Source organism: Nocardioides lijunqiniae (genome assembly GCF_015024225.1).
Lineage (GTDB): Bacteria > Actinomycetota > Actinomycetes > Propionibacteriales > Nocardioidaceae > Nocardioides > Nocardioides lijunqiniae.
Genome location: NZ_JACJGM010000005.1, coordinates 86,129 through 110,986 on the forward strand (window position 1 = coordinate 86,129; position 24,858 = coordinate 110,986).

Here is a 24,858-nt window from a genome sequence, read left to right on the forward strand (position 1 = left end):
GGGCCCGCGGTCTAGACACCGCGCCCGCTTCGGCGCCGGCCCTATCGCGGCCGGACGTCCGCTCGTAGGTTTCGCGAGCAGTGGGGCACCCCGCTCCGCTCGGAAGGAGACCCCCCATGATCACGACCAGCCTGCGGTGGGTCCGGAGCAACGCCGTCGCCCTCGTCGCCCTCACCGTGGCGATGGGCGGCACGTCGTACGCCGTGGCCGCGCTGCCCAAGAACTCCGTCACCAGCCGGGCGATCGCGCCCGACGCGGTGCGGTCGGGGGACGTCAAGAACGGCTCCCTGCTGCGCAGGGACTTCAAGGCCGGTCAGCTGCCCCGCGGCGCGACCGGCGCGCAGGGCGCGCCCGGGCGCTCGGCGCTCACCACCCTGAGGATCGGGGAGACGGTGACCGGGGTGGTCGGCATGGACACCGAGGTCGCAGCCGCCGGAGGAGACCTCCGGACCTGGGCGAGCTTCCCCATCCCCGGAACGACAGGGCCCCTCCAGGTCCGGATCGACGGAGCGGCCGCGGAGACGGAGTGCACGGGCGTGGCCGGCGCTCCCACGGCCCCCAACGGCTTCCTCTGCGTCTACCCCCAGGGTGCGGTCAACCCCGTGTTCGGCCCCCTGACCCACGAGGTCGCCTACCGCAACCGTCTGGGCTTCAGCGTGGTGTGGGGTCCCGTCTCGTCGGGGGACACCTTCTTCTACGGCACCTACGCCTACACGCAGGGCGACTGAGGGACCAGGTCGCTCAGAGGCGGGAGCCGAGGAAGGCCAGCTGGTCCGGGAGCACCCGGCGCCAGTAGGCCCGGTCGTGGGCGCCCGGCTCGAACGTCGCGGTCACCTCCGCGTCGGAGGGGAAGCCGTCCACGTAGTCCTCGACGTCGCGGTAGAACGGGTCGCCGGTGCCGCAGTCGATGCGCACGGCGGTGCCGGCCAGGTCCTCCTGGCGGCCGGTGACGGTGAACTCGCGGTACTCCGCCTCGTCCTCGAAGCCGGAGCGGCTCGCGGACGAGGCATCGGACCAGAGCGCCGGCGAGCCGACCGCCACGACCGGTGCGCGCCCGGGCCCCAGCAGCCCGGCCAGCCGGAGCGCGCCGTACCCGCCCATCGACCAGCCGAGGAGTCCGATCCGGGCGACGTCGAGGTCGTCGCGGCGACCGAGCAGGGGCAGGAGCTCGTCGGTCACCATCGCGCCCGCGTCCTCCCCGTCGGGTCGTGGGTGCCAGTAGGAGCGCCCGCCCTCGGGCGCGACGACGACGAACGGCGGGACGCCGTCTGCCACCGCCGCGGCGAGGAACTGCGGGATCCCCACGCCGCCGGGCTGGAAGGCATCGAGCCTCCACCCCAGTCCGTGCAGGGCCACCACGACCGGCAGGCGGGCACCCTCGGCGCCGGGCGGGCGCAGCAGCACCCATCCGGTGCGGGCGCCGCGCCGCTCGGAGACGAACGAGCCGGTCTCGACCGGCCCCGGCGCGATGTCGGGCACGCGTCCGGGCTCGCCGTTCAGGCCGAGCGCGGCCTGGAGGGCGGGCCGGCCGGGCAGGACGCCCTCGACGACTCCGGCCGTGCCGGCCACGCCCACCGTCGTCACCGCGGCGGCACCCAGCAGGACTCCGCGTCGGCTCAGCACGAGCCGATCCTCGCAGCCTGTGGACAACCGCCGAGGAGGTCCGCGATCGGGGTAGGAGCAAGGGATGAACGCACGTCCTGTGACGCCGGTGATGACGGTCTGGTTGCTGGTCCTCCTGCTGGCGAGCGCCTGCTCGTCGGCGCCGACCGCCGAGCGGTCGACCGGGCCTCCGCCGGCGGCCGCGCAGGAGTCGCCGGTGGCGGTGCTGCAGGCCTGGGACGAGCGACGTGCGGCGGCGTGGGCCGGCGGTGACGTCGCCGCGCTGCGCCGTCTCTACGTCGCCGGCTCGGTGGCCGGCGTGCGCGACGTGACGATGCTGAGGCGCTACGTCGAGCGCGGGCTGACGGTGGCCGCCCTGGACGTGCAGGTGCTGTCCGGACGCGTCGTCGGGCGCGAGCCCGACCGGTTGACCATGGAGGTCACCGAGCGGCTGGCGCACGCCTCGGCGTCGGACGGCGCGCGGTCGTGGCGGCTCCCGCGCGGCGGGGTGGCGACGCGGCGGGTGACGTTGCGCCTGGTCCGCGGCGACTGGCTCGTCGCGCAGGTGGCCGCCGTGGCGCCGTCAGCGCAGCCGTCAGCGCAGCCCTGAGGCGAGGACGGCGTGCACGTCCCGGTCACGCACCTCGTAGCCGGACTGCTCGAGCGCGGCGGGTCGCACGTTGAGCGAGCCCAGGATCTCCGGGGCCATCTCGCCGCCGGCGAGGTTGAGGAGCGGCCTCGGGGCGAAGACGAACGCCGGGCGGCGGACCGCCCGGGCCAGCGCCTGCGTGAACTCGCCGTTCGTGGGCGTCTGCGCGCAGCACAGGTTGAACGGGCCGGAGGCCGTCGGGTGCTCGGCGAGGTGCACCACCCCGCCGACCCAGTCGCGCAGCGAGACCATCGCCATGTGCTGGCGCCCGTCACCGAGGCGCGCCCCGAGGCCGGCCTTGAAGAGGAGTCGCAGCTGCTTGAGCGGCGCGCCGCGGCGGTCCATCACCGGAGACGTGCGCAGGATGCAGACGCGGGCACCGGCCGTCACCGCCGGGTCGGCCGCCTCCTGCCACTCACGGGTGACCTGCGTCAGCAGCGCGTGGCCGCGGCTGTCGGAGGCCTCGGTCAGGACCTGGTCGCCGTGGTCGCCGTAGTAGGAGATGCCGTTGCCCGCGAGGAACGCCGGGGGGCGCGCGGCCGCGGCCACCGCGGTGGCCAGGACCCGGGTGGTCGTCACCCGGCTCTCCCGCAGCTCGCGCGCCCACGTCTTCGAGTGGGGGTTGCCGGCGGTGGGGGAGCCGGCGAGGTTGACGACCACGTCGGCCGAGGAGACGAGCGACTGGTCGAGGACGCCGGCGTAGGGGTCCCACCGCGACTCGTCGCTGCCCGCCGGCTCACGCCGTACGAGGGAGGTGACGGTGTGGCCCCGATGGACCAGCTCCTCGCGCAGGTGGGTGCCGAGGAAGCCGGAGCCCCCGGCGAGGACGATCGACAGGGAGGCCATGCACCCAGCCTGCCAGGCGGTGCCCCACGCGGTGCCCGTGCGGTGACCCCGCGGCGGCCACGGTGGCCGCGGTGGCAAGGCGGAGCCGCACGACGCGATCCGTCCCAGGCGTCACACTGCCCGGCCGAAACTCACGCTTCCCGTACGAAGCTTCCTGACGGAAGCGTGAGTTTCACCGGGTACCCGGTGAAACTCCCCGGCTACCGGTGAGGCCCACGACACACCGAGGCCCCGCACGAGCGAGCTCGTGCGGGGCCTCGGTGCGGTGCTCAGACCTCGAACTGACCGGCCTCGAGACGCTTCTTCACGTCCTGCAGGAAGCGTCCCGCGTCCGCGCCGTCGACCAGGCGGTGGTCGTAGGTCAGCGCGAGGTAGACCATGTAGCGCACGGCGATCGTCTCGCCGAGATCGGCGTCGTCGATGACGACCGGACGCTTGACGACCGCGCCCGGGCCGAGGATGGCGACCTGCGGCTTGTTGATGATCGGGGTGTCCCACAGGGCCCCGACGCTGCCGAGGTTGGTGATCGTGAACGTGCCGCCGCCGAGCTCGTCGGGACCGATCTTGTTGGTGCGGGTGCGCTCGGCCACGTCGGCGATCTTCTTGGCCAGACCGGCGATCGAGAGGTCGCCGGCGTCCTTGACGACGGGGGTGATCAGGCCCTTCTCGGTGTCCACCGCGAACGCGAGGTTCTCGCGGTCGTAGTAGGTGATCGTGCCGGCGTCGGTGTCGATCGTCGCGTTGAGCTTGGGGTGCTGCTTCAGCGCGTCGATGGCGGCCTTGGCGAAGAACGGCAGGTACGACAGCTTCACGCCCTCGCGGGCGAGGAAGTCGGCCTTGGACGCGTCGCGCAGGCGGGCGATCCGGGTGACGTCGACCTCGATGACCTGCGTGAGCTGGGCCCCGGAGTGCAGCGAGTCGAGCATCCGCTCGGCGATGATCTTGCGCAGCCGGCTGATCTTCTCGGTCGTGCCACGCAGCGGCGACGGGGTGGTGCTGGGCGCCGACGGGGCAGCGGGAGCCGACGGGGCTGCGGCAGCCGCGGGTGCGGCGGCCGGGGCCTCCTTGGCCTTGGCGGCCGCGTCGAGCACGTCCTGCTTGCGGATGCGTCCGCCCACACCGGTGCCGGTCACCGACGACAGGTCGACGTCGTGCTGGGTGGCGAGCTTGCGCACGAGTGGCGTGACGTAGCCGGAGCTGTCGGAGGACGGCTTCGGGTCGCCCTCGCCGGTGGTCGGAGACTGGGCGCTCGGGGCGGGGGCGGTCTCCTTGGCGGGAGTCGTCTCCTCCTCCAGCTCGGGCTTGCCCTTCTCCTCGGGCTCCTGCTCGGCCTGCGGGTCCTGGGCGGGCTCGGGCTTCTTCTCGGGCTCGGGCTCCGGCTCGGACTTCTCCTCGGCGAGCTCGGCCTCCTGCTGCTCCTTCTTCTCGGCCTGCTCCTCGTCCTTGGGCCGCGCCTCCGGCTCGGCCTGGGCGGGGGCGTCGTCGGCGGACCCGATGACGGCCAGCTCGGCGCCGACCTCGACCGTCTCGTCCTCCTCGGCCTTGATCTCCAGCAGGGTGCCGGCGACGGGCGAGGGGATCTCGGTGTCGACCTTGTCGGTGGAGACCTCCAGCAGCGGCTCGTCGACGGCGACCTCGTCGCCGACCTGCTTCAGCCAGCGGGTGACGGTGCCCTCGGTGACGGACTCGCCCAGCGCGGGCAGGGTGACCGACGTACCGCCGCCGCCTCCACCGCCGGAGCCGCTGTCGGAGGACGCGGCCGGCTGCTCGGGCTCGGGCTCCTCCTCCTGCGCGGGCTCGGGCTCGGACTTCTCCTCGGCGAGCTCGGCCTCCTGCTGCTCCTTCTTGGCCGCCTCCTCCTCGTCCTTCGGCTGGGCCTCGGGCTCGGCGGACTCGGTGGCGTCGCCGGCGGACTCACCCTCGTCGCCGATGACGGCGAGGATCGCGCCGACCTCGACGGTGTCGTCCTCCTCGGCCTTGATCTCGAGCAGCGTGCCCGCGACCGGGGATGGGATCTCGGTGTCGACCTTGTCGGTGGAGACCTCCAGCAACGGCTCGTCGACGGCGACGGTGTCACCGACCTGCTTGAGCCAGCGGGTGACGGTGCCCTCGGTGACGGACTCGCCGAGTGCCGGGAGGTTGACTTCGGTAGCCATGGAGTTCCTTCGTGAGCTCGAGGTGGGGGATCAGGAGTGGGCGTGCAGGGGCTTGCCGGCGAGGGCGAGGTGCGCCTCTCCGAGAGCCTCGTTCTGGGTGGGGTGGGCGTGCACCAGGGGCGCGACGTCCTCGGCGTGAGCCTCCCAGCTGTAGATCAGCTGGGCCTCGCCGATGAGCTCGCCGACACGGTCGCCGACGAGGTGGACGCCCACGACGGGGCCGTCCTTCTGGCGGATGAGCTTGACGAAGCCCTGGGTCTTGAGGATCTGGCTCTTGCCGTTGCCGCCGAGGTCGTAGGTGAGCGTCTCGATGCCGTCGGCGCCGTACTTCTCGGCGGCGGCGGTCTCGGCGAGCCCGACCGAGGCGATCTCCGGGTGGCTGTAGGTCACGCGCGGGATGCCGAGCTCGTCGATGGGCGTCGGGTCGAGCCCGGCGATGTCCTCGGCGACGAAGATGCCCTGCTGGAAGCCGCGGTGCGCGAGCTGGAGGCCGGGCACGATGTCACCGACGGCGTAGACACCCTCGACGTTGGTGCGGCAGCGCTCGTCCGCGAGGACGAAGCCGCGGTCCATTGCGACACCGATCTCCTCGTAGCCCAGGCCCGACGTGCTCGGGCCGCGGCCGACCGCGACGAGCAGCAGCTCGGCCTCGATGACGCTCTGCTCACCATCGGCGCTCTCCACGGTGACGGCGACGCCGTCTTCGGTGGTCGTGACGCTCTGGAACGGCGTGCCGGTGCGGAAGGCGATCTTGCGCTTGCGGAAGGCCCGCTCGAGAGCCTTGGAGGACGCCTCGTCCTCGGCGGCCACGAGGCGCGGCAGTGCCTCGATGATCGTGACCTCGGCGCCGAAGCTCTTCCAGACGCTCGCGAACTCGCACCCGATGACGCCACCGCCGAGCACGATCACCGAGGCCGGCACCTGCTCGAGGCGCAGCGCGTGCTCGGAGGTGATGACGCGCTCACCGTCGATGTCGAGGCCGGGCAGGGACTTGGCGTAGGAGCCGGACGCCAGCACGAGGTGCTTGCCGGTGACGACGCGGTCGCCGACGGTGACCTGCCGGTCGCCGGTGACCCGGCCCTCGCCCTCGATCACGGTGATGCCGCGCGAGGAGATCAGGCCGGTGAGGCCCTTGAAGAGCCGGGAGACGACGCCGTCCTTGTAGGAGTTGACGCCGGCCATGTCGACGCCGTCGAGCGTGGCGCGGACGCCGAACTGCTCGGAGTCGCGCGCCGAGTCGGCGACCTCGGCCGCGTGCAGCAGGGCCTTGGTGGGGATGCAGCCGACGTGCAGGCAGGTACCGCCGAGCTTGCCCTTCTCGACCAGCCCGACGGTGAGGCCGAGCTGGGAGGCGCGCAGCGCGCAGGCGTAGCCGCCCGATCCCGCCCCGAGGATGAGAACGTCGAAGTCCGCCTGTGTCACGCCAGTCCCTCCGCCAGTGATGTCGCCCCATCCTTGCACTTCCGGCCGAGGTCACAACACCGGCCTCGTGACCCCGGGCGACAGGTCCGACGATCACGTCCTGCGCGCACGATGACCGTCGGGAGGGCAGACTGGCCCCATGGGTTTTCTGGACCGCTTCCGGCGGGGGACGGGCACGCGCATGCGTCGACCCGGCAAGGACGCTGCCCGCACGGGCTCCACGACGGTGCGCGCCTCCGACAAGGTCGACGAGCAGCACCTGCACGAGTTCGTCGGGGCGCGACGCGGTGTCGAGGGCTTCGTCGAGCCCCGCACGGCGGTCAGCGACGTGACGCTGCTGCTGGTCGCCCACGACGGCGAGTGGACCCGCCGGCGCGTGCCGTCGGTCCAGTGGGCCCACGACTTCGCCAACCGGCACCAGGTGCCGTCCTACGACGCCGCCGTGGTCGGCATCCCGCAGCGGATGCGCGACTACAACAGCCGCCAGAAGCAGCTGCGCAAGGAGCGCGGGCTGTAGGTCGGGTCAGCGCTCGGAGAGTGCCCGGGCGTAGTCGACGAGGGTGGCGACGCCCCAGCCGGTGCCGCCGGCGCTGACGTGACCGCGGGGGCCGCCGGAGTTGAAGGCGGTGCCGGCGATGTCGAGGTGGGCCCACGGCAGACCCGCGGTGAACTCGCGCAGGAAGGTGCCGGCGAACAGCCCGCCGCCCCAGCGCACCCAGTCGTGCTGGGAGAGGTCGGCGATCTTGCTGGCCCGGACCCGCTCGACCATCCCGTCGGGGAACGGCATCGGCCAGTGGTCCTCGCCCGCGACCTCGGAGGCGGCGATGACGTCGCGCACGATGTCGTCGCTGCCCATGACGCCCGCGACGCGGTCGCCGAGCGCCAGCACCATGTGGCCGGTCAGGGTGGCGACGTCGAGCACGATGTCGGGCTTCACCTCGGTCGCGCGCACCAGCGCGTCGGCCAGGACGAGCCGCCCCTCGGCGTCGGTGTTGAGCACCTCGACGGTCGTGCCGCCGTACTGCGTGATCACGTCGCCGGGGCGCATGGAGGTCCCGGACACCATGTTCTCGGCCATGGCGGCGAAGGTGCTGACCTTGATCGGCAGGCCGAGCGCGGCGATCGCGTACGTCGCCTGGATGACCGCGGCGGCGCCGGACATGTCGCTCTTCATCTCGTGCATGCTCTGCGCGGGCTTGATGGTGAGGCCGCCGGAGTCGAAGGTGATGCCCTTGCCGACGAGTGCGAGGTGGCACACCGGCTTCTTCGGGGAGTAGGTGAGCTCGACCAGGCGCGGCGGGGCGGACGAGCCCTGGCCGACGCCGAGGATGCCGCCGCAGCCGAGCTCGGCCAGGCGCTTCTCGTCGAGCACCGTGACGGAGACCTTGGGGGCGCCGCGGCCCTTGCCCCACTCCTTGCCGGACGCCACGGCGGCGTCCGCGAAGGCGGGCGGCGTCAGGTCGCCGGGAGGGGTGTTGACCCAGTCGCGGGTCTGCACGACGGCCCGGACGACGACCTGCGCCTCCTCGAAGGCGGTGACGGTCTCCTTGCGACGCGCGTTGGGCGTGAGCAGCACGACGTCACCGGGGGCGTCGTCCTCGGTCTGCTTCTTGTACGTCGTGAACGTGTAGGCGCCCAGCTGGTAGCCCTCGGTGACGGAGCGGACCAGCACGGGGGAGTCGGCGGGCAGCGCGAGCGCCACCGAGGCGGCGTTGCTCACCGCGCGGGCGGCGCCCCCGGCGGCCCGGCGCACGGAGTCGGCGGTGACGTCGTCGCCGAGTCCGGCGAGCAGCAGCACCGGCGCGCTGATCGCCCCGCCGGTCGGCAGCTTCACCAGCTCGCCGGCCTTGCCCTTCACGCCGAGCGTGGCCAGCAGCGGGGCCAGCTTGCGGCCGTAGGCCTTGGCGACGTCCTCGCCGCCGGGCGCCAGCTGCGGGCCCTTCGCGGTGGACAGGACCCCCACGACGACCGCGTCGGCTCGGGACTTGGCGGGGCTGGCGCTGCGCAGCGTGTAGGACGTGGTCACCGAGGCAGACTAACCGGCGCGCGGTGGCGCCCCGCCCCGCCGGGGCGGCCCTCGGCGCTGAGGTAGGTTCGCGCCATGGCCGAGGAACTGCTGCACTCCCCGCTCCACGACCGCCACGTCGCCCTCGGGGCGAAGTTCGCCGAGTTCGGCGGCTGGTCGATGCCGCTGGAGTACTCCTCCGGCGTCGTGAAGGAGCACACCGCGGTGCGCACCTCCGTGGGCGTCTTCGACGTCAGCCACCTCGGCAAGGCCATGGTGAGCGGGCCGGGCGCGGCGGCGTACGTCAACCGCACCCTGACCAACGACCTCGCCAAGATCGGTCCGGGGCAGGCGCAGTACACGCTGTGCTGCGACGACGCGACCGGCGGCGTGGTCGACGACCTGATCGCCTACTACCGCGACGACGAGCACGTCCTGCTCGTCCCCAACGCCGCCAACACCGCCGAGGTCGTGCGCCGCCTGGCCGCCGAGGCGCCCGAGGGCGTGACCGTGACCGACCACCACCGCGACTACGTCGTGCTCGCGGTGCAGGGCACGAGGTCCGACGAGGTGCTCGCGGCCGTCGGGCTCCCCGTGGGCCACGACTACATGAGCTTCACCGAGGCGGAGTTCGAGGGCGTCGGCGTCGTCGTGTGCCGCACCGGCTACACCGGCGAGCGCGGCTACGAGCTGATCGCCGCCAACTCGGTGGCCGAGTCCCTGTGGGACGCGCTGCTCGCGGCCGGCGCGGCCCACGACATGCTCGCCTGCGGCCTGGGCGCTCGCGACACGCTGCGCACCGAGATGGGCTATCCGCTCCACGGCCAGGAGATCTCCCTCGACGTCACCCCCAACGAGGCGCGCCTCGGCTGGGCGGTCGGCTGGAAGAAGGAGGCCTTCTGGGGGCGCGAGGTACTGCTCGCCGAGAAGGCCGCCGGACCGAAGCGCATCCTGCGCGGCCTGGTCGCCACCGGTCGCGCCATCCCGCGCCCGCACATGATGGTCAGCCTGACCGCCGACGTGCTGCTGGGCGAGATCACCTCCGGCACGTTCTCCCCGACGCTGAAGAAGGGCATCGGCCTCGCGCTGCTGCCCGCCGAGATCCACCCCGAGGCCGAGGTGGGCGTCGACGTGCGCGGACGCCGCGAGATCTTCCAGCTCACCAAGCCGCCGTTCGTCGACACCTCGGTGAGGGAGTCATGAGCCTGCCCGAGCTGCCCTCCACGTTCCGCCAGCCGACGCCCGCGGAACGCCCCTGGACCTGGCGCCTCGAGAACGCCGCCGGCGAGGTCGTCACCGTCTCCGGCGACCACGCCGACCAGCGCTTCGCCAGCCAGGCCGACGCCGAGTCGTGGGTCGGCGAGATCTGGACCGACCTGGCCGCCGAGGGCGTCGACGCGGTCACGCTCTTCGAGCACGACCGCCAGGTCTACGGGCCGATGTCGCTGCACGCCTGACCCCTGCGCGGGACGCCCTCGCGATCCGTGAGGGCAGTGACTCCGAACACCTCGGTGACAGGGTTGCCCGTGGACGGAAGGCGGTAGCGGATGCGCGACGACGGCGACCTCGCGGCGTACGCCGCCGCCCGGTGGCCGTCGATGATCCGGACCCTGGTGCTGCTGGGCGTCGCGCCGCACCGTGCGGCGTACGTCGCGGAGGGGGCGGTGGCGCGGCTCCGCGACGACTGGCGGCACCGCGACGAGCTCGGCGACCTCGACAGCCACGCCTTCCGCGTCCTGCTGGAGGCGCGGAGCCGGGAGCGGGACGAGGCGCCGGACGCCGCAGCGGACCACGACCTGGCGCCGGACGATCCCGACTGGCCGGCGCTTCGGCGCCGGCTCGAGCGGCTCCCCGATCAGGAGCGGGCGGCGGCCGTGCTCGACGCCGCCACCGACCTGGCTCCGGACCAGGTGGAGGCGGTGCTCGGGGACGCGGCCCGCGGCCCGGACGACCTCCGCGAGCCCCTGGCCCGCGCGGCGTCCGCGGTGCCGCTCCCGGCGTTCTCGTTCGACGACGTCGTCGCCCGGCACCGCGTCGAGCGCCGCGAGCGGCGGGTCCGCACCGCCCGCCGCGCCGGCGTGCTCGCCCTCGTGGTCGCCGTCGTCGCGGGTGGGTGGACGTGGTGGGCCACCCGCCCCGGCCCGCCGCCGGGACTGTCCGACGTGGCGGTGGAGCGACGTGACAACCCCGCCCCCGTGGGCTGGTACGCCGACGGCACGCTGCGCCTCGACGTGGTCGCCCTCAGGATCGAGGACCTGCAGAGCTTCGCCAGGGTCCCGAGGGGTGCGGTCTACGCCGACGGCTCGGGCGAGGTCGTGCTGGTCGACAGCGGCGGCGACCGCACCCGGCTCGGCGAGCAGGCGCCGGACGGGGCCTTCGCGGCCTCGGCCCCCGACGGGCTGGTCGCGTGGGTCGACGTGGCGGGGGAGCCGGAGCTCCGGGTCTACGACCTCGCCGCCGACGAGGTGGTCACGAGCGTGCCGGTGGCCGCGGCGACCAGGGTGCTCGCGATCGACGACGGTCGCGTCTACGTCGCCGGGCCCGACGGGGCCTTCGTCCTCGAGTGGGAGGACGAGAGCTGGAGCGCCCTCGCGCGGGTCAGCCCGGACGGGCTGCTGGACGTCGCGGGCTTCGCCGCCGCCCACCAGGCCGACCCGCAGACCGTGGACCTGGTGCACCTGCAGTCCGGGCTGGACGTGAGCGTGCCGGGGACCGGCGCCCAGGTGGCTCCCGACGGTGCCCACGTGCTGACGCGCCAGGGCGGACCGGGCGGACCGGTCCGTCTCTACGACGCGTTCACGGGGAGGGAGGTCGCCACCGGCCTGGCACCCGGCGCGCAGGTGTACGCCGCCAAGCTCGACGGCCGCGGCCTGGCGACGTACCTCGTGGAGCTGGCGCAGGACGACCCCGCCGACGGACCGCGACTGTCCAACGCCGGCAGCCTGCAGCTCGTGAGCTGCCCGCTCGAGGACCCGGGGGAGGAGAGCACGTGCACCGTGCACCTCACCTTCCCGAAGAGCGCGTCCTGGGTGCTCGAGCAGTAGCGTCGGCCCATGCGCGCGTTCCGTCAGGTCGACGTCTTCTCCTCCGAGCCGCTGCTGGGCAACCCGGTCGCCGTGGTCCACGACGCCGACGGCCTCGACGACGAGCAGATGGCGCGCTTCGCGCGCTGGACCAACCTGTCGGAGACGACGTTCCTGCTGAGCCCCACGGACCCGGCCGCCGACTACCGGCTGCGGATCTTCACGCCCGGTCGCGAGCTGCCGTTCGCCGGGCACCCCACCCTCGGCAGCGCGCACGCGTGGCTGGAGGCCGGCGGGGTGTCGCGCGCGTCCGACCGGGTGGTGCAGGAGTGCGGTGCCGGCCTGGTGCAGGTGCGCCGCGGCGAGCGGCTCGCGTTCGAGGCGCCCCCGCTGACCCGCTCCGGCCCGGTGGACGCCGTCGACGTCGCGCGCGTCGCGGCCGCCCTCCGGATCCGGGAGGACGACGTCGTCGACGCGGCGTGGGTCGACAACGGACCGGGGTGGGTGGGCGTGCTGCTGGCCGACGCGGCGGCGGTGCTGGCGTGCCGGCCCGACATGGCGGCCTTCGACGGCCTCAAGATCGGTGTGGTGGGCGTCCACCCCGACGGCGACCCGGCGGTCGAGGTGCGCGCGTTCTGCCCCGGCCTGGGCGTGCCCGAGGACCCCGTGACCGGCAGCCTCAACGCGGGCCTGGCGCAGTGGCTGGCCGGGGACCGGCTGCCGGCGTCGTACGTCGCCTCGCAGGGCACGGCGGTCGGGCGCCGCGGGCGGGTGCACGTGACGTCCGGGCGCGACGGGGTGTGGGTGGGCGGCGACACCCTCACGACGGTCACCGGGACGGTCCGGATCTGAGCGGCTTCGGGCGGTAGGTTGGGGGCATGCAGCAGTACCTCGACCTCCTCCAGCGGATCCTCGATGACGGGGTCGAGAAGGGTGACCGCACCGGCACCGGCACCCGGTCGGTCTTCGGCCACCAGATGCGCTTCGACCTCAGCGAGGGCTTCCCGCTCGTCACCACCAAGAAGGTGCACACCCGGTCGGTGTTCGCCGAGCTGCTGTGGTTCCTGCGCGGCGACACCAACGTGAAGTGGCTCCAGGACCGCGGCGTCACGATCTGGGACGAGTGGGCCGACGCCGACGGCGACCTGGGCCCCGTCTACGGCTACCAGTGGCGCTCGTGGCCCGCCCCCGACGGCCACCACATCGACCAGATCGCCCACATCGTCGAGCAGATCCGCCGCGACCCCGACTCCCGCCGTCACATCGTGTCGGCGTGGAACGTCGCCGACATCCCGCAGATGGCGCTGGCCCCCTGCCACACGATGTTCCAGTTCTACGTCGCGGGTGGCCGCCTGTCCTGCCAGCTCTACCAGCGCTCCGCCGACGTCTTCCTCGGCGTGCCGTTCAACATCGCGTCGTACGCCCTGCTGACGCACATGGTCGCGCAGGTGACCGGCCTCGAGGTCGGCGACTTCGTCCACACCCTCGGCGACGCCCACCTCTACTCCAACCACCTCGACCAGGCGCGTCTCCAGCTCACCCGCGACCCGCGACCGCTGCCCACGCTGCGCCTGGACGGCTCGGTGAGCGCCCTGGACGCCTTCGAGCTCGAGCACATCGCGCTGGAGGGCTACGACCCGCACCCCGGCATCAAGGCGCCCATCGCCGTCTAGTCGGCTTGGGTGTCTTACTGGGAGTTAGTTCAGCCTGTCCAAGTGGGCGAATGCGCAGTTTCGGGCCAGTTGAATAGCGTCTTATGCACCGTTTCAAGCTCCTGAGTCGAAAGCCTTTCCTTAACAGTCACCCGTTGTCGAATACCACTTCGGCGGCCGTGGTGCGGATTTGAGTTCGCGGCGTCAATGATCGCTTGCATTGCCGTTTCGTAAATCAAGCCCCAGTTCATGGCATCGCGCGTCCCGCGGGACTCTGAGCGGAGTCGCTCCAGGGCCTCTGTGAGGCGGAGCGACCAATCGCGGTCCCACCAAAGGTCGGGCTCCCTAACAGAAAACAAGTGCTCCTCAACGAGGTGTTCCGAAGGCTCGGAGGCCCGAAGCCAGCGGACAACGTCGAATCCATCGTGTACTTCTCGTGGGCTCTGAACCCACCCCCGCTGGTTCCACTCCGGATAGAGGGTGTCGCCCGTCGGGCGCAACTTGATCTCTGAAATGACTTGCATGTGGGCGATTGGGAGTGCGCCTGCGTATAGGTGTGAACCACCAGCCACCATGAGATCGCCGGATAACTCCTCGGCCATGTCTACGGCGGCCTGCAGAGTGTGAGCGACCCGCACACCTGGGGCTTTCCACGACTGATCTCGGGTCAACACGATCGTGTCACGATCTGGCAGGGCTCTGCCGATCGAATCAAAGGTTGCGCGTCCCATGAGAACTGTCTGGTGGAGGGTTGAACGCTTGAAATGTGCGAAGTCCTCTGGAAGGCGCCAAGGGATGCCGCCGGCGTGCCCGATTACGCGGTTTTGGGCCACGGCCGCAATGAGGACGATCCTCTTGGATCGAGCGAGCAGTGCAGACAAGCCGTGACCTCCTCCGATGTGGTGAGCACTGTAACGAAACAGGAGGTCGGGGCGTGGCCCGTGTTGGTCTGAGGTCCACAAGGCGAACGCGACACTTCGGAGTTTACGACCCAACACGCCGTCCTGGTCTCGTCGCTGGCAGTCTAGGTACATGGAACTTCGGGTGTTCACCGAGCCCCAGCAGGGGGCCACGTACGACGACCTGCTCGCGGTCGCGCGGGAGGCCGAGGCGCTCGGCTTCGGCGCGTTCTTCCGCTCCGACCACTACCTCGCGATGGGCGGCGACGGCCTGCCCGGACCCAGCGACGCGTGGGTCACGCTCGCCGGCCTGGCGCGCGACACGAGCACGATCAGGCTCGGCACGATGATGACCAGCGCGACGTTCCGTCACCCCGGACCGCTCGCCATCAGCGTCGCGAACGTCGACCAGATGAGCGGCGGGCGCGTCGAGCTCGGCATCGGGGCGGGCTGGTTCGAGGCGGAGCACGAGAAGTACGGCATCCCGTTCCCCACGACGGGGGAGCGCTTCGACCGCTTCGAGGAGCAGCTGGCGATCATCACCGGCCTGTGGGCGACGCCGGCCGACGGCAGCGGGTCCTTCAGCCACGACGGCCGCCACTACCAGGTGACGGACTCCCCGGGCCTGCCCAAGCCGACCCAGACGAAGCCGCCGGTGCTGATCGGCGGCGTGGGCAAGAAGCGGACGCCGGCCCTGGCGGCGGCGTACGCCGACGAGTTCAACCTGCCGTTCGTCGACGAGGAGACCACCTCGGCACAGTTCGGACGCGTGCGCGCCGCCTGCGAGACCGCCGGCCGCGACCCCGAGGACCTCGTCTACTCCAACGCGCTCGTCCTGTGCGTCGGCGCCGACGAGGCCGAGCTGGAGCGTCGCGCCCGGTCCATCGGCCGCGAGGTCGCGGAGCTGCGCGAGAACGGCCTGGCCGGCACGCCCGAGGAGGTCGTCGACAAGATCGGGCGGTACGCCGCGCTGGGCAGCGAGCGGCTCTACCTGCAGGTGCTGGACCTGGCCGACCTCGACCACCTCCGTCTGGTGGCGGCTGACGTCATGCCGCGCGTGTGACCGATATCCTCGAACCCATGACCACGACGCCCGCCGCCTCGCCGCCGCCGTTCGGCCGGGTCCTCACGGCGATGGCCACGGCCTTCCACGACGACGGCTCCGTCGACCTCGACGGCACCGCCCGGATCGCGGCCCACCTGGTCGACCACGGCCACGACGGCGTCGTGGTGTCGGGCACGACCGGCGAGTCGCCCACCACCTCGGTCGCCGAGGACGGCGAGATCCTCGCCGCGGTCAAGGACGCCGTCGGCGACCGGGCGGTCGTCATCGCGGGCGTCGGCACGAACGCCACCGCCCACTCGGTCGAGCTGGCCCAGCAGGCCGCGAAGATCGGCGCCGACGGCCTGCTCCTGGTCACGCCCTACTACAACAAGCCCAGCCAGGCCGGCGTCCTGCACCACTTCCGCAGCGTCGTCGAGTCCAGCGACGTCCCGGTCATGCTCTACGACGTCCCGAGCCGCACCGGCACGACGATCGCGCTGGAGACCTACGCCGCCGCGATCGAGTGGGACAGCGTGGTCGCGGTCAAGGACGCCTACAACGACTTCGCCCGCGGCGTGCGCCTGACCCAGCTGGGCTACGCCGTCTACTCCGGCGACGACATCTCCACGCTCGGCTGGCTCGCCCACGGAGCCGTCGGCGTCGTCTCGGTCCTGGGGCACGTCGCCGGCCCGCAGATCCGGCAGATGGTCGACGCCTACCTCGCCGGTGACCACGCCGCCGCGCTGGAGGCCTACACGCGCATGCTGCCGGCGGTCGACGCGGTGATGGGGGTCGCCAACTACGGCGCCACCACGGCGAAGGCCGCGCTGCAGCTGGCGGGCGTGCTCGACAACCGCAACGTCCGGGCGCCCCTGGTGCCCCTCGACGACGACGAGGTCGCCGCGCTGCGTGCGGGTCTCGACGCCTCCGGACTCCTCTGACCCGACAGGACCCGCGTTGAGCCACCCGCACCCCGAGCTGTCCGCGCCGCCCGAGCTGGCGGAGGGGGCCCTGCGGGTGATCCCGCTCGGCGGTCTCGGCGAGGTCGGGCGCAACATGACCGTCTTCGAGTACGCCGGTCGCCTGCTGGTCGTCGACTGCGGCGTGCTGTTCCCCGAGGACCACCACCCCGGGGTCGACCTGATCCTCCCGGACTTCGCGCCCATCCGGGACCGCCTCGGCGACATCGAGGCGCTGGTGCTCACCCACGGGCACGAGGACCACATCGGCGCCACGCCGTACCTCTTGCGCGAGCGCGGCGACATCCCGCTCGTCGGCTCCGAGCTCACCCTCGCGCTGCTCGACAGCAAGCTGCGCGAGCACCGCCTCAGGGAGACCGTCCACCACCGCGTCCGCGAGGGCGACCGCCTGACGTTCGGGCCGTTCGAGCTCGAGTTCGTGGCCGTCAACCACTCGATCCCCGACGCGCTGGCCGTCGCCGTCCGCACCGGCGCGGGGCTGGTGCTCCACACCGGTGACTTCAAGATGGACCAGCTCCCGCTGGACGGGCGGATCACGGACCTGCGCGCGTTCGCCCGGCTGGGGGAGGAGGGCGTCGACCTCTTCCTCACCGACTCCACCAACGCCGAGACCCCGGGCTTCACCCCGGCCGAGCGCTCGATCACCCCGGTCATCGACCAGGTGTTCCGCGACTCCGCCAAGCGTGTCGTCGTCGCCTGCTTCGCCTCCCACGTCCACCGCGTGCAGCAGGTCCTGGACGCCGCGGTGGCCCACGACCGCAAGGTCGCCTACGTCGGCCGCTCGATGGTGCGCAACATGATGATCGCCAAGGAGCTCGGCTACCTCACCGTGCCGGCCGGCGTGCTCGTCGACGCCAAGGAGCTGGCGAAGCTGCCGCCCGAGCGGGTGGTGCTCATCTCCACCGGCTCGCAGGGCGAGCCGATGAGCGCGCTGAGCCGGATCGCCCAGCGCACCCACAGCTTCGTGCACATCGAGGAGGGCGACACCGTCCTGCTCGCCTCGAGCCTGATCCCCGGCAACGAGAACGCCGTCTACCGCGTCATCAACGGGCTGGCCCGGTGGGGCGCCCGCGTCGTCCACAAGGGCAACGCCCTCGTGCACGTCTCCGGTCACGCCAGCGCCGGCGAGCTCCTCTACTGCTACAACATCGTCCGTCCGCGCAACGTCCTGCCGGTGCACGGGGAGATCCGCCACATGCTGGCCAACGCTGAGCTCGCCCGCATGACGGGCGTCCCGAACGTCGTGGTGGCCGAGGACGGCGTCGTGGTGGACCTGGTCGACGGCGTCGCGTCCGTGGCCGGGAAGGTCGAGTGCGGCTACGTCTTCGTCGACGGCAGCTCGGTCGGCGACATCACCGAGTCCGACCTCAAGGACCGCCGGATCCTCGGTGAGGAGGGCTTCCTCTCGATCATCGTGGTCGTCGACTCGGTGAGCGGCAAGGTCTCCGGAGGGCCGGAGATCCATGCGCGCGGCAACGCGCTGGAGGGCTCGTCGTTCGACGACATCAGGCAGCCGATCATCGACGCCCTGGACCGTGCCATCGCGGAGGGCAGCACCGACGCCTACCACCTGCAGCAGACCGTGCGGCGGGTCGTCGGCCAGTGGGTCAACCGCACCCACCGCCGGCGTCCCATGATCATCCCGGTCGTCATCGAGGCCTGACCCGGGCGCGACGAGGCCCCGCCGGATCGCTCCGACGGGGCCTCGTGCGTGTGGGGCTAGCGCCGGATCCGCACCGTGAACTCCTTGCTGGCGGCGGCCGTGTCCTCGTCACCGAGGTAGCGGGCGACCAGCTGCTGGCGACCGCGCGGGAGGTTGTCCCTCACGGTCAGCGTGACCACGCCGTTGCGGAGGCGGCCCACGGCGACGACGTCGCCGTCGTGAACGACCCGCACCCTGCCGGTGGCCTCGCCGTCGGGGCTGACGACCTTGACCCGCACCGGGAAGTCGCGACGGAAGCGCACCGACTCGGGAGCCCGGACCGACACCGCCGCGCGGCCCTTCACCACGGTCACGGTCACCGGCGCGCTGCTGGGCGCGAAGGTAGCGTCGCCGCGGTAGTCGACGGTCATGACCCGGGTGCCGACGGGGAGCCGGCGCGACAGCTGGAACGTCGCGTCGCCGTCGGAGTTGAGCGTCTGCTCGCCCAGGTTGTCGCCGGCGGCGTTGCGCAGCACGACGACCCCGGTGGGCGACGAGCCGCCCGTGCCGGCCCCGCGGTCGACGCTCACCTTGATCCGCGAGGCCTTGCCGACCCGCGAGGGCTCGGGCTGGTGCTGGGCGCTGACGGTCGCAGCCGCCTTGCACAGCGAGACCCGGATGTTGTCGACGTACCAGCCGTCGTTGCCGCCGCAGCCGTCGCGACCGACGTCGAAGCGGAACTGCACGGTGTCGCCGGGCTTGACGCCGAGGGCGCCAAGATCGACCTGCGAGGTGCCCCAGGAGCCGGAGGTCTCGCCGCCGTCGGTGCCGGTGAACGAGTCCTCGCCCGCGAGCGGGTTGGTGTTGCCCTGCGCGGCGGTGGCCAGCTTGCCCGGCTTGTTGAAGACGTACGCCGCAGCCGGGATGACCGTGAACGCGCCGCCGTTGACGCTGGCCTTGACGTTGCCGCCGTCGTAGGACGCCTCGGTGGCGACGTAGTGCTCGAACGACAGTCGCGGGGAGCGGTTCTGACCCAGCGGCATCTCGACCACCGGCGACGCGATGGAGTCGCGGCTCGAGAAGTCGGTCTCGCCGTCGCCGGTGCACTGGCCGTCGTCGGGGGTGGGGCCGTAGGCCACGCCGCCCGGGTGGTTGCCCGGAGCGTCGCCGCTGGCCTCCCACGGGGCGCCGAAGCCGCCGACGGGCTTGCCGTCGACCACCGCGAGCTGCTGCGACGGCGTCCAGGCGGCCAGGCCGTCCTCGAAGTCCTCGCTCCACACGGTGACGGTGTCGAAGCCCGCGCCGCACAGCGACGGGGTGTTCTTGTCCAGCAGCGCCTTGAAGTTGCACTTCGTGACCGGCGTGCGCATCTCCGTGGCCAGGATCGCCTTGCGCAGCTGGGCGCAGTCGTCGGCCGTGATCGGCTCGGCGGGCTGCGGGGTCGCGTTGGGCTGGGTGGTCAGCCGGGTGATCGGCTGGCCCACCAGGTCCGTGCACGAGGCCTCGAGGCCCTCGGCCGCCGCGGTGAAGTTCGACGACGGGACGAGGTACTCGGTCTGGGCGCGCCACCAGATGGCGGCGGCCTGGTCCAGGCCGATGCCGGTGATGGTCTGGCCGTTGTAGGTGCCGCCGTCCACGGTCAGCGCGTAGGCGTGGTTGGGCACGCCGGAGTTGCCGTGGACGCCGCCGGCGTCGGTCATCAGCGGGTCGCAGTTGTACTCCGCGTCCGTCACCTTGCCCGGGTTGCCGTAGCAGGTGGGCGTCCACATGTCGCGGATCGCGCCGCCGAAGGCCTTGGACTTCTCACCGACGAGCCACCGGGTCGAGTCGGTGCGGTCGGTGATGTCCTCCGCGGCGATCGTCGCGTTGACGGTGCCGGCCTGCTTGATGCGGACCCCGTCCTCGAGGGCGACCATGACGCCGGGGATGGTGGCCGTGCCCGACATCGGCGTCGGCAGACGACCGGGCGCGTTGTCGCCGACGACGATGCCCGTGGCACCGGCCGCCGTGGCCTGGTCGACCTTGATCTGGAAGGTGCAGGTGCCGCGGTCGACGTAGGCGTACTTGCCGGAGACCTCCACGGCGTTGGTGTAGGCCGTGCAGCCGTCGGTCGTGACCGGGCCCTCGGTGTTGGCGGCATCGGTCGCGACGACGACGTCGGTGGTGACGCCCGTGGTGTCGTAGGCCGGGCCGAACGCCGCGGCCACGGCCTTGCACGGGCCTGCGGCGCCGGCGGGGGAGTTGATGGTCATCTGCAGCGCCGCCGGAGCGGTGGGCTCGCACTCCCCGTCGGGCCGCTTGGCGCCGAACGTCTCGCCCTCGTCCTCGCGGTTGTTGATCTGGTCGAGGGTCTCACCCCAGACGTCGGAGTAGGACTCGTTGAGGGCGCCGGACTGGTACTGGTAGATGAGACCGGAGGTGTACTCGGTGTAGGCGTGGCCCCACTCGTGGGACACGATGTCGTCGGAGGTGACACCGTCGCAGTAGTTGGTGGTGATGCCGTTCCAGTTGGCGTTGGGGCACTTGATGGTCGGGTCGTTGTTGACCGTCCGCATCACCGCACCCTCGCCGTCGTAGGAGTCGCGGCCGAAGGTGTTGGCGAACATCCAGTAGGACTCGCCGGCGGAGTTCACGAGGTTCTGCTGGTCCTGGTTGAGCGTGCCCGGCAGGGCGTCGCCCTCCTTCCACACCGGCGGGGTGGTGCGGGACTTCTCGTAGAGCTCGCGCTCCAGCGCGTCGGCCCCGAGCGAGTAGCGGTTGACCAGCTTGCCGGTGTCGGCGTCGAGGATCAGCACGTCGCGGATGTTGCGCTCGTTGGTGACCGTCACCTGGTAGGCCAGGACGGTCGGACCGGTCTCTCCCTTGAGGAAGCCGGTGCGGTAGACGACCAGCTCGGTCTCGGCGGCCTCGATGCCCGTGGTGTCGGCCGCACCCGAGCCGTCGGCGTCCTTGGCGGGGTCGCCCTTCACGAAGGCGACGGCGTTCGCGCCGGCCTTCTCGGGCGACACGGCGGGGTCGGTGTCGACGCGCAGGTCCGGCACGGCGAAGCCGTTGACGGAGGTGAGGTCGCCCTGCTTGTCGACGTGGGCCTTGAGGCCGGACCCGAAGACCTCGACGCCCTCGAAGCGCTGCACGAAGCTGACCGTGGTGCCGTAGCGGTTGGTCGTGACGTCGGTCTGCTCGAGCTGGCCGCGGGTCGAGCCGAAGGCGCCGGCGTACTCGTCGAGGAAGCGGTCGACCTTGGCCACGGCTGCAGCAGGCGAGGTGCCGCTCACGCCCGGGTACAGGTCGGCCTCGGCGCCGGTGGCGCGGGCGAAGCCCACCTTGCCGGTGGCCTTGTCGTTGAGGAGCCGCAGCCCCCCGTCTGCCTCGCCGCGCATCCGCTGCATGAGCGAGTCCGCGGCCGGAGCCTGCGGTGCGGCGGTGGCCTGGACGCCGGGCACGGCGGCCAGGCCGCTGCCCAGGAGCACGAGGCTCAGCCCTGTCTTGAGAAACTTCACTGGATGTTCCCTCCCGAGTGGGTATCCGGTGCACCGGTGTTCCGAGGCACCGAATTGGCACCCTAGGTACTCCCGCACCGCACGGTCTAGTGCCTGGCGGTCCCTGACCGGAGATTTCACGGTCGCCGGAGACGCGACGAGGCTCCGCCGGACGTCCGGCGGAGCCTCGTTGCTGGTGCGGTGGTGCGGTGGTGCGGTTGCTGACTAGCGGCGGACGCGCACCGTGACGGTGTCCGTGGCCGGCATCAGCTTGTCGGTGCCGTTGAAGCGCACCTGCAGGCGGTGCCGACCCGGTCGCAGGCCGCGCACGCTGATCACGCCGACGCCCTTGCGGACCACGCCCTTGCCGACGACCTTGCCGCCCTTGAGGAGGCGGACCGTCACGGTCGGCTTGGCCGACGAGCCGATGGCCTTGACGCGCGCCACGACCCGGCCGGGGTTGCGCGCCTTGGCGTTGAGCGCCGTCTTGTTCTTGCAGCTGACGACCTTGACGTTGTCGACGTACCAGCCGTCGAGCCCGCCGCAGCCGTCACGACCCATGTCGAACCGGATCCGGACGCGCTGGCCCGCCTTGAGCCCGGCCTTCTTCAGGTTGACGATCGAGGTGCCCCACGACCCGTAGTTCTCGCCACCGTCGGTGCCGGTGAACCCGGGCTGGCCCCTCAGCGGGCTGGTGTTGTCGCTCGTCGGGTCCAGGGTGGCGCCCGGCGCGTTGAAGGCGTAGGCGGAGGCCGGGATGACCTTGAATGCCCCGCCCCCCACGCTGATCTTCACGTTGCCGCCGTCGAAGCCGTACTCGGTGGCGACGTAGTGCTCGAACGACATGCGCGGGGAGTACCCGCCCGGCACCGTGATCACCGGGCTGGTGATCGCGTTGCTGCTGGAGACGTCACCCGCACCGCCGGAGCACTCGCCCACGCCGTCCGGGTCGGGACCGAAGGCGACCTTGGAGGAGTGACCGCCGGGAGCGGTGGCGACCGGCTTCCACGGGATGCCGCTGCCGCCCTCGTACACGACGTTCTGGGTCTGCTTCCAGCCGGCCAGGCCGTCCTCGAAGTTCTCCTTGAAGGCCGTCTTGGTGACGGTGTTCTTGCCACAGCCGGCGGGGGTGTTCTTCGCCAGCATCGGCTTGAACTGGCACTGCTGCGTCGGGTCGCGACGCAGCTCGACCGCGGCGCTCGCCTGGTCGACGGCCAGGCAGTCCTCGGCCGCGACGGGCGTCGCGGCCACCGGGGCTGCGTTGGGCTCCACCGTCAGCTGGTTGATCGGCTGACCGACCAGGTCGGTGCAGGAGGAGGCCAGGCCGTCGGCGAGGTCGGTGAAGTCCGCGGTCGGGAAGAGGTAGGAGCTCTGCGTGCGCCAGTAGATCGCCGCCGCCTTGTCCCGCCCGATGCCCGGCACGGTCACGCCGTTGTAGGTGCCGCCGTCGACCAGCAGCGCGAACGCGTGGTTGACCACGCCGGAGTTGCTGTGCACGCCGCCGCTGTCGTCGGTCGAGCACTTGTACTCGGCGTCGGACACCTTGCCGGGGTCGCCGTAGCAGGTGGGGTTCCACATGTCACGGATCGCGCCGCCGAAGGCGGGGTCGGCCTCGCCGGAGAGCCAGCGGTAGGAGTCGTCCTTGGCGGTCTCGTCGATGTCCTTCACCGTCACGTTGACCGTGCCGGAGGCCTTGATCTTGGCGCCGTCGGCCTGCCCGATCATGACGCCGTAGATGTCGGCCTGACCGGAGGGGGAGAAGGGGGCCTCGCCAGGGGCGTTGTTGCCGATGATGATGCCGGTGGCGCCGGCGGCCTCCGCAGCGTCGGCCTTGGCGCCGAAGGTGCAGGTGCCGCGGTCGACGTAGACGAACTTGCCGTCGATGGCGGCGGCGTTGGTGAACGGCGCGCAGCCGTCGACCGGGGCGCCGACGACGACGTCGGTCGTGACGCCGGTCTTGTCGAAGACCGGTCCGAACGCCGCAGGGGCGGCGTCACAGGCGCCCGCGACGGGCGCGGGGCTGTTGATGGTCAGGCCGACCGCTCCGCGCGTGTACTTGGAGCACACCGACGGGTCGTCGGACCGAGGGCCGTCGGGGGTCTCGTTGTAGCGGTCGTTGAGCGAGTCGACGTTCTCTCCCCAGATGTCGGAGAACGCCTCGTTCATGGCGCCCGCCTGCCACTGGTAGATGAGGCCCGAGGTGTACTCGGTGTAGGCGTGGGCCCACTCGTGCGCGACGGTGTCGTCGGAGCTGACACCCGAGCAGTAGTTGGTCGTGGCGCCGTTCCAGTTGGCGTTGGGGCAGTTGATCGACGGCTCGTTGTTGACCGTGACCATCTGGGCGCCCTCCCCGTCGTAGGAGTCGCGGCCGAAGGCGTTCTTGAACAGCCAGTAGGCCTCGCCGGTGCCCTCCACCTCGTTGCGCTGGTCGACGTCGAGCGTCCCGGGGAACGCGTCGCCCTCGGCCCAGGCCTTGGTGTACTTGGTCTCGTCGTCGGCCTCGTCGGGGGTGTCCTTGTCGTCCACCGACGCCTCGACGAGGAGCCGGTCCAGCGCGTGGGCCATCATCGAGTAGCGGTTGACGGTCTTGCCGGTGGCGGCGTCGAGGAAGACCATGTCGCGCACGGTCGTGCCGTTGGTGACCTCGACGACGTAGGCCAGGACGGCCTTGCCGTCGACGCCGCGGGTCGAGCCCATGCGGTAGATCATCAGCTCGGTGCTCTTGGCCTTCAGCCCGCCGCGACCGACGCGGGAGTCGCCGCGCTCGGCCGGCTTGGCCCGCACGATCGCGACGGCGCGGGAGGCGGCCTCGGAGGCGGACAGGGTGGGCTTCGTGCTCAGCGACAGGGCCGGGGCGGCGTAGCCGTTGACCGAGGTCAGGTCGCCCTGCTCGTCGACGTGGGCCCGGATGCGCGAGCCGAAGACGTCGATCCCGCGGTAGGTCTGGTGGTAGTCGACGGTCCAGCCGTAGCGGTCGGCGCTGACGCCGGTCTGGGAGAGCTGGTCCGCGGTGGCGCCGAACGCCGCCGCGTAGTCGTCGAGGTAGGTGCGCGCCTTCGCGGCCGCGCCCTTGGCCGAGTCGCCGTCGACGCCCGGCAGGAGGTCGCCGGCGCCGGCGGCGCGGACGAAGCCGATCTTGCCGGTGGCGCGGTCCTTCGTGACGGACACCCTGCCCGTCGCCTCGTCGCGCATCTGCTGCACCAACGAGTCGCCCTTGGCCGGAGCCGGGGGCGCGGCCATCGCCTGCATGCCGGGGACGGCGGCCAGGCCGCTCCCCAGGAGCACGAGGCTCAGCCCTGTCTTGAGAAACTTCACGTGATGTTCCCTCCGAGTGGGTTGTCCGGTGCCCCGGCGTTCCGAGGCACCGACTAGGGACCCTAGGTACGGGTGGTCCGAAAGGTCTAGGGTCCGGGCCCTTTCCGCCGAAACAATTTGCGCCGTCGTAACACGTCGGCGGC

Annotated in this window: 19 protein-coding genes; 11 read left to right on the forward strand and 8 right to left on the reverse strand. The window is 72.0% G+C overall.

Annotated features, from left to right (window positions below):
* Window positions 1–116: 116 nt before the first annotated feature.
* Window positions 117–728, forward strand: a complete 612-nt coding sequence (locus IRQ30_RS04130) for a hypothetical protein (RefSeq protein ID WP_193611761.1) — start codon at window positions 117–119, stop codon at window positions 726–728.
* Between the two features lie 13 nt (window positions 729–741).
* On the opposite strand, the gene IRQ30_RS04135 is transcribed toward IRQ30_RS04130, so the two are convergent.
* A complete protein-coding gene (locus IRQ30_RS04135; protein WP_193611762.1) occupies window positions 742–1,623 on the reverse strand; it encodes an alpha/beta hydrolase-fold protein in 882 nt (293 codons plus the stop codon).
* A 64-nt stretch (window positions 1,624–1,687) separates the two neighbouring features.
* Between IRQ30_RS04135 and IRQ30_RS04140 the strand changes: the two genes are divergently transcribed.
* Window positions 1,688–2,212, forward strand: a complete 525-nt coding sequence (locus IRQ30_RS04140; RefSeq protein ID WP_193611763.1) for a hypothetical protein — start codon at window positions 1,688–1,690, stop codon at window positions 2,210–2,212.
* On the opposite strand, the gene IRQ30_RS04145 is transcribed toward IRQ30_RS04140, so the two are convergent.
* The 3 genes from IRQ30_RS04145 to lpdA form a co-directional block, all read right to left on the reverse strand.
* Window positions 2,198–3,097 carry a TIGR01777 family oxidoreductase gene (locus IRQ30_RS04145; RefSeq protein WP_193611764.1) on the reverse strand — a complete coding sequence of 300 codons (900 nt, stop codon included), beginning with the start codon at window positions 3,095–3,097 and terminating at the stop codon, window positions 2,198–2,200. The genes IRQ30_RS04140 and IRQ30_RS04145 overlap by 15 nt on opposite strands.
* Window positions 3,098–3,366: 269 nt before the next feature.
* The gene (sucB, locus tag IRQ30_RS04150) at window positions 3,367–5,253 is read right to left on the reverse strand and encodes a 2-oxoglutarate dehydrogenase, E2 component, dihydrolipoamide succinyltransferase (RefSeq protein WP_193611765.1); all 1,887 of its coding nucleotides are present in this window, start codon (window positions 5,251–5,253) and stop codon (window positions 3,367–3,369) included.
* A gap of 30 nt (window positions 5,254–5,283) precedes the next feature.
* Window positions 5,284–6,675: a dihydrolipoyl dehydrogenase gene (gene lpdA, locus IRQ30_RS04155; protein ID WP_193611766.1), complete on the reverse strand. Its 1,392-nt coding sequence runs from the start codon at window positions 6,673–6,675 to the stop codon at window positions 5,284–5,286.
* Between the two features lie 139 nt (window positions 6,676–6,814).
* Here lpdA and IRQ30_RS04160 point away from each other — a divergent pair, with 139 nt between their 5' ends.
* On the forward strand, window positions 6,815–7,192 hold the full coding sequence (locus IRQ30_RS04160; protein ID WP_227463779.1) for a hypothetical protein: 378 nt from the start codon (window positions 6,815–6,817) through the stop codon (window positions 7,190–7,192).
* Window positions 7,193–7,198: 6 nt separating this feature from the next.
* Here IRQ30_RS04160 and IRQ30_RS04165 read toward each other — a convergent pair whose 3' ends face one another.
* Window positions 7,199–8,701, reverse strand: a complete 1,503-nt coding sequence (locus IRQ30_RS04165; RefSeq protein ID WP_338089567.1) for a leucyl aminopeptidase — start codon at window positions 8,699–8,701, stop codon at window positions 7,199–7,201.
* 75 nt (window positions 8,702–8,776) lie between these two features.
* Here IRQ30_RS04165 and gcvT point away from each other — a divergent pair, with 75 nt between their 5' ends.
* From gcvT to IRQ30_RS04190, 5 genes are all read left to right on the forward strand, one after another.
* Window positions 8,777–9,883, forward strand: a complete 1,107-nt coding sequence (gene gcvT / locus IRQ30_RS04170) for a glycine cleavage system aminomethyltransferase GcvT (protein ID WP_193611767.1) — start codon at window positions 8,777–8,779, stop codon at window positions 9,881–9,883.
* A complete protein-coding gene (locus IRQ30_RS04175; RefSeq protein ID WP_193611768.1) occupies window positions 9,880–10,137 on the forward strand; it encodes a hypothetical protein in 258 nt (85 codons plus the stop codon). The genes gcvT and IRQ30_RS04175 overlap by 4 nt, the downstream gene beginning before the upstream one ends.
* Before the next feature lie 90 nt (window positions 10,138–10,227).
* Window positions 10,228–11,724, forward strand: a complete 1,497-nt coding sequence (locus IRQ30_RS04180; protein WP_193611769.1) for a hypothetical protein — start codon at window positions 10,228–10,230, stop codon at window positions 11,722–11,724.
* Window positions 11,725–11,733: 9 nt separating this feature from the next.
* Complete coding sequence (locus tag IRQ30_RS04185) at window positions 11,734–12,555, forward strand: PhzF family phenazine biosynthesis protein (RefSeq protein WP_193611770.1); 822 nt, start codon at window positions 11,734–11,736, stop codon at window positions 12,553–12,555.
* Between the two features lie 26 nt (window positions 12,556–12,581).
* Entirely contained in the window at window positions 12,582–13,376 is a 795-nt protein-coding gene (locus IRQ30_RS04190; protein ID WP_193611771.1) for a thymidylate synthase, read from the forward strand.
* A gap of 29 nt (window positions 13,377–13,405) precedes the next feature.
* Here IRQ30_RS04190 and IRQ30_RS04195 read toward each other — a convergent pair whose 3' ends face one another.
* Window positions 13,406–14,236, reverse strand: a complete 831-nt coding sequence (locus tag IRQ30_RS04195; protein WP_227466946.1) for a dihydrofolate reductase — start codon at window positions 14,234–14,236, stop codon at window positions 13,406–13,408.
* A gap of 151 nt (window positions 14,237–14,387) precedes the next feature.
* On the opposite strand from IRQ30_RS04195, the gene IRQ30_RS04200 reads away from it, so the two are divergent.
* Genes IRQ30_RS04200 through IRQ30_RS04210 form a run of 3 tightly spaced genes read left to right on the forward strand, consistent with a single transcriptional unit; the run spans window position 14,388 to window position 17,942 of the window.
* Entirely contained in the window at window positions 14,388–15,317 is a 930-nt protein-coding gene (locus tag IRQ30_RS04200; protein WP_193611773.1) for an LLM class F420-dependent oxidoreductase, read from the forward strand.
* 17 nt (window positions 15,318–15,334) lie between these two features.
* Window positions 15,335–16,240: a 4-hydroxy-tetrahydrodipicolinate synthase gene (gene dapA, locus IRQ30_RS04205; RefSeq protein ID WP_193607776.1), complete on the forward strand. Its 906-nt coding sequence runs from the start codon at window positions 15,335–15,337 to the stop codon at window positions 16,238–16,240.
* Window positions 16,241–16,256: 16 nt separating this feature from the next.
* Entirely contained in the window at window positions 16,257–17,942 is a 1,686-nt protein-coding gene (locus IRQ30_RS04210; RefSeq protein ID WP_193611774.1) for a ribonuclease J, read from the forward strand.
* Between the two features lie 56 nt (window positions 17,943–17,998).
* On the opposite strand, the gene IRQ30_RS23170 is transcribed toward IRQ30_RS04210, so the two are convergent.
* Both IRQ30_RS23170 and IRQ30_RS23730 read right to left on the reverse strand, forming a co-directional pair.
* On the reverse strand, window positions 17,999–21,421 hold the full coding sequence (locus IRQ30_RS23170) for a M4 family metallopeptidase (RefSeq protein ID WP_193611775.1): 3,423 nt from the start codon (window positions 21,419–21,421) through the stop codon (window positions 17,999–18,001).
* Window positions 21,422–21,625: 204 nt separating this feature from the next.
* Window positions 21,626–24,715 carry a M4 family metallopeptidase gene (locus tag IRQ30_RS23730; RefSeq protein ID WP_193611776.1) on the reverse strand — a complete coding sequence of 1,030 codons (3,090 nt, stop codon included), beginning with the start codon at window positions 24,713–24,715 and terminating at the stop codon, window positions 21,626–21,628.
* Window positions 24,716–24,858 lie beyond the last annotated feature (143 nt).

What these genes read in the sequence shown, in the direction of transcription:
- IRQ30_RS04180 (WP_193611769.1), top strand. Translation starts at nt 10,228, where the DNA reads ATGCGCGACGACGGCGACCTCGCGGCGTACGCCGCCGCCCGGTGGCCG.
- IRQ30_RS04145 (WP_193611764.1), bottom strand. Translation starts at nt 3,097, where the DNA reads ATGGCCTCCCTGTCGATCGTCCTCGCCGGGGGCTCCGGCTTCCTCGGC.
- IRQ30_RS04200 (WP_193611773.1), top strand. Translation starts at nt 14,388, where the DNA reads ATGGAACTTCGGGTGTTCACCGAGCCCCAGCAGGGGGCCACGTACGAC.
- gcvT (WP_193611767.1), top strand. Translation starts at nt 8,777, where the DNA reads ATGGCCGAGGAACTGCTGCACTCCCCGCTCCACGACCGCCACGTCGCC.
- dapA (WP_193607776.1), top strand. Translation starts at nt 15,335, where the DNA reads ATGACCACGACGCCCGCCGCCTCGCCGCCGCCGTTCGGCCGGGTCCTC.
- IRQ30_RS04175 (WP_193611768.1), top strand. Translation starts at nt 9,880, where the DNA reads ATGAGCCTGCCCGAGCTGCCCTCCACGTTCCGCCAGCCGACGCCCGCG.
- IRQ30_RS04160 (WP_227463779.1), top strand. Translation starts at nt 6,815, where the DNA reads ATGGGTTTTCTGGACCGCTTCCGGCGGGGGACGGGCACGCGCATGCGT.
- IRQ30_RS04190 (WP_193611771.1), top strand. Translation starts at nt 12,582, where the DNA reads ATGCAGCAGTACCTCGACCTCCTCCAGCGGATCCTCGATGACGGGGTC.
- IRQ30_RS04185 (WP_193611770.1), top strand. Translation starts at nt 11,734, where the DNA reads ATGCGCGCGTTCCGTCAGGTCGACGTCTTCTCCTCCGAGCCGCTGCTG.
- sucB (WP_193611765.1), bottom strand. Translation starts at nt 5,253, where the DNA reads ATGGCTACCGAAGTCAACCTCCCGGCACTCGGCGAGTCCGTCACCGAG.
- IRQ30_RS04140 (WP_193611763.1), top strand. Translation starts at nt 1,688, where the DNA reads ATGAACGCACGTCCTGTGACGCCGGTGATGACGGTCTGGTTGCTGGTC.
- IRQ30_RS04130 (WP_193611761.1), top strand. Translation starts at nt 117, where the DNA reads ATGATCACGACCAGCCTGCGGTGGGTCCGGAGCAACGCCGTCGCCCTC.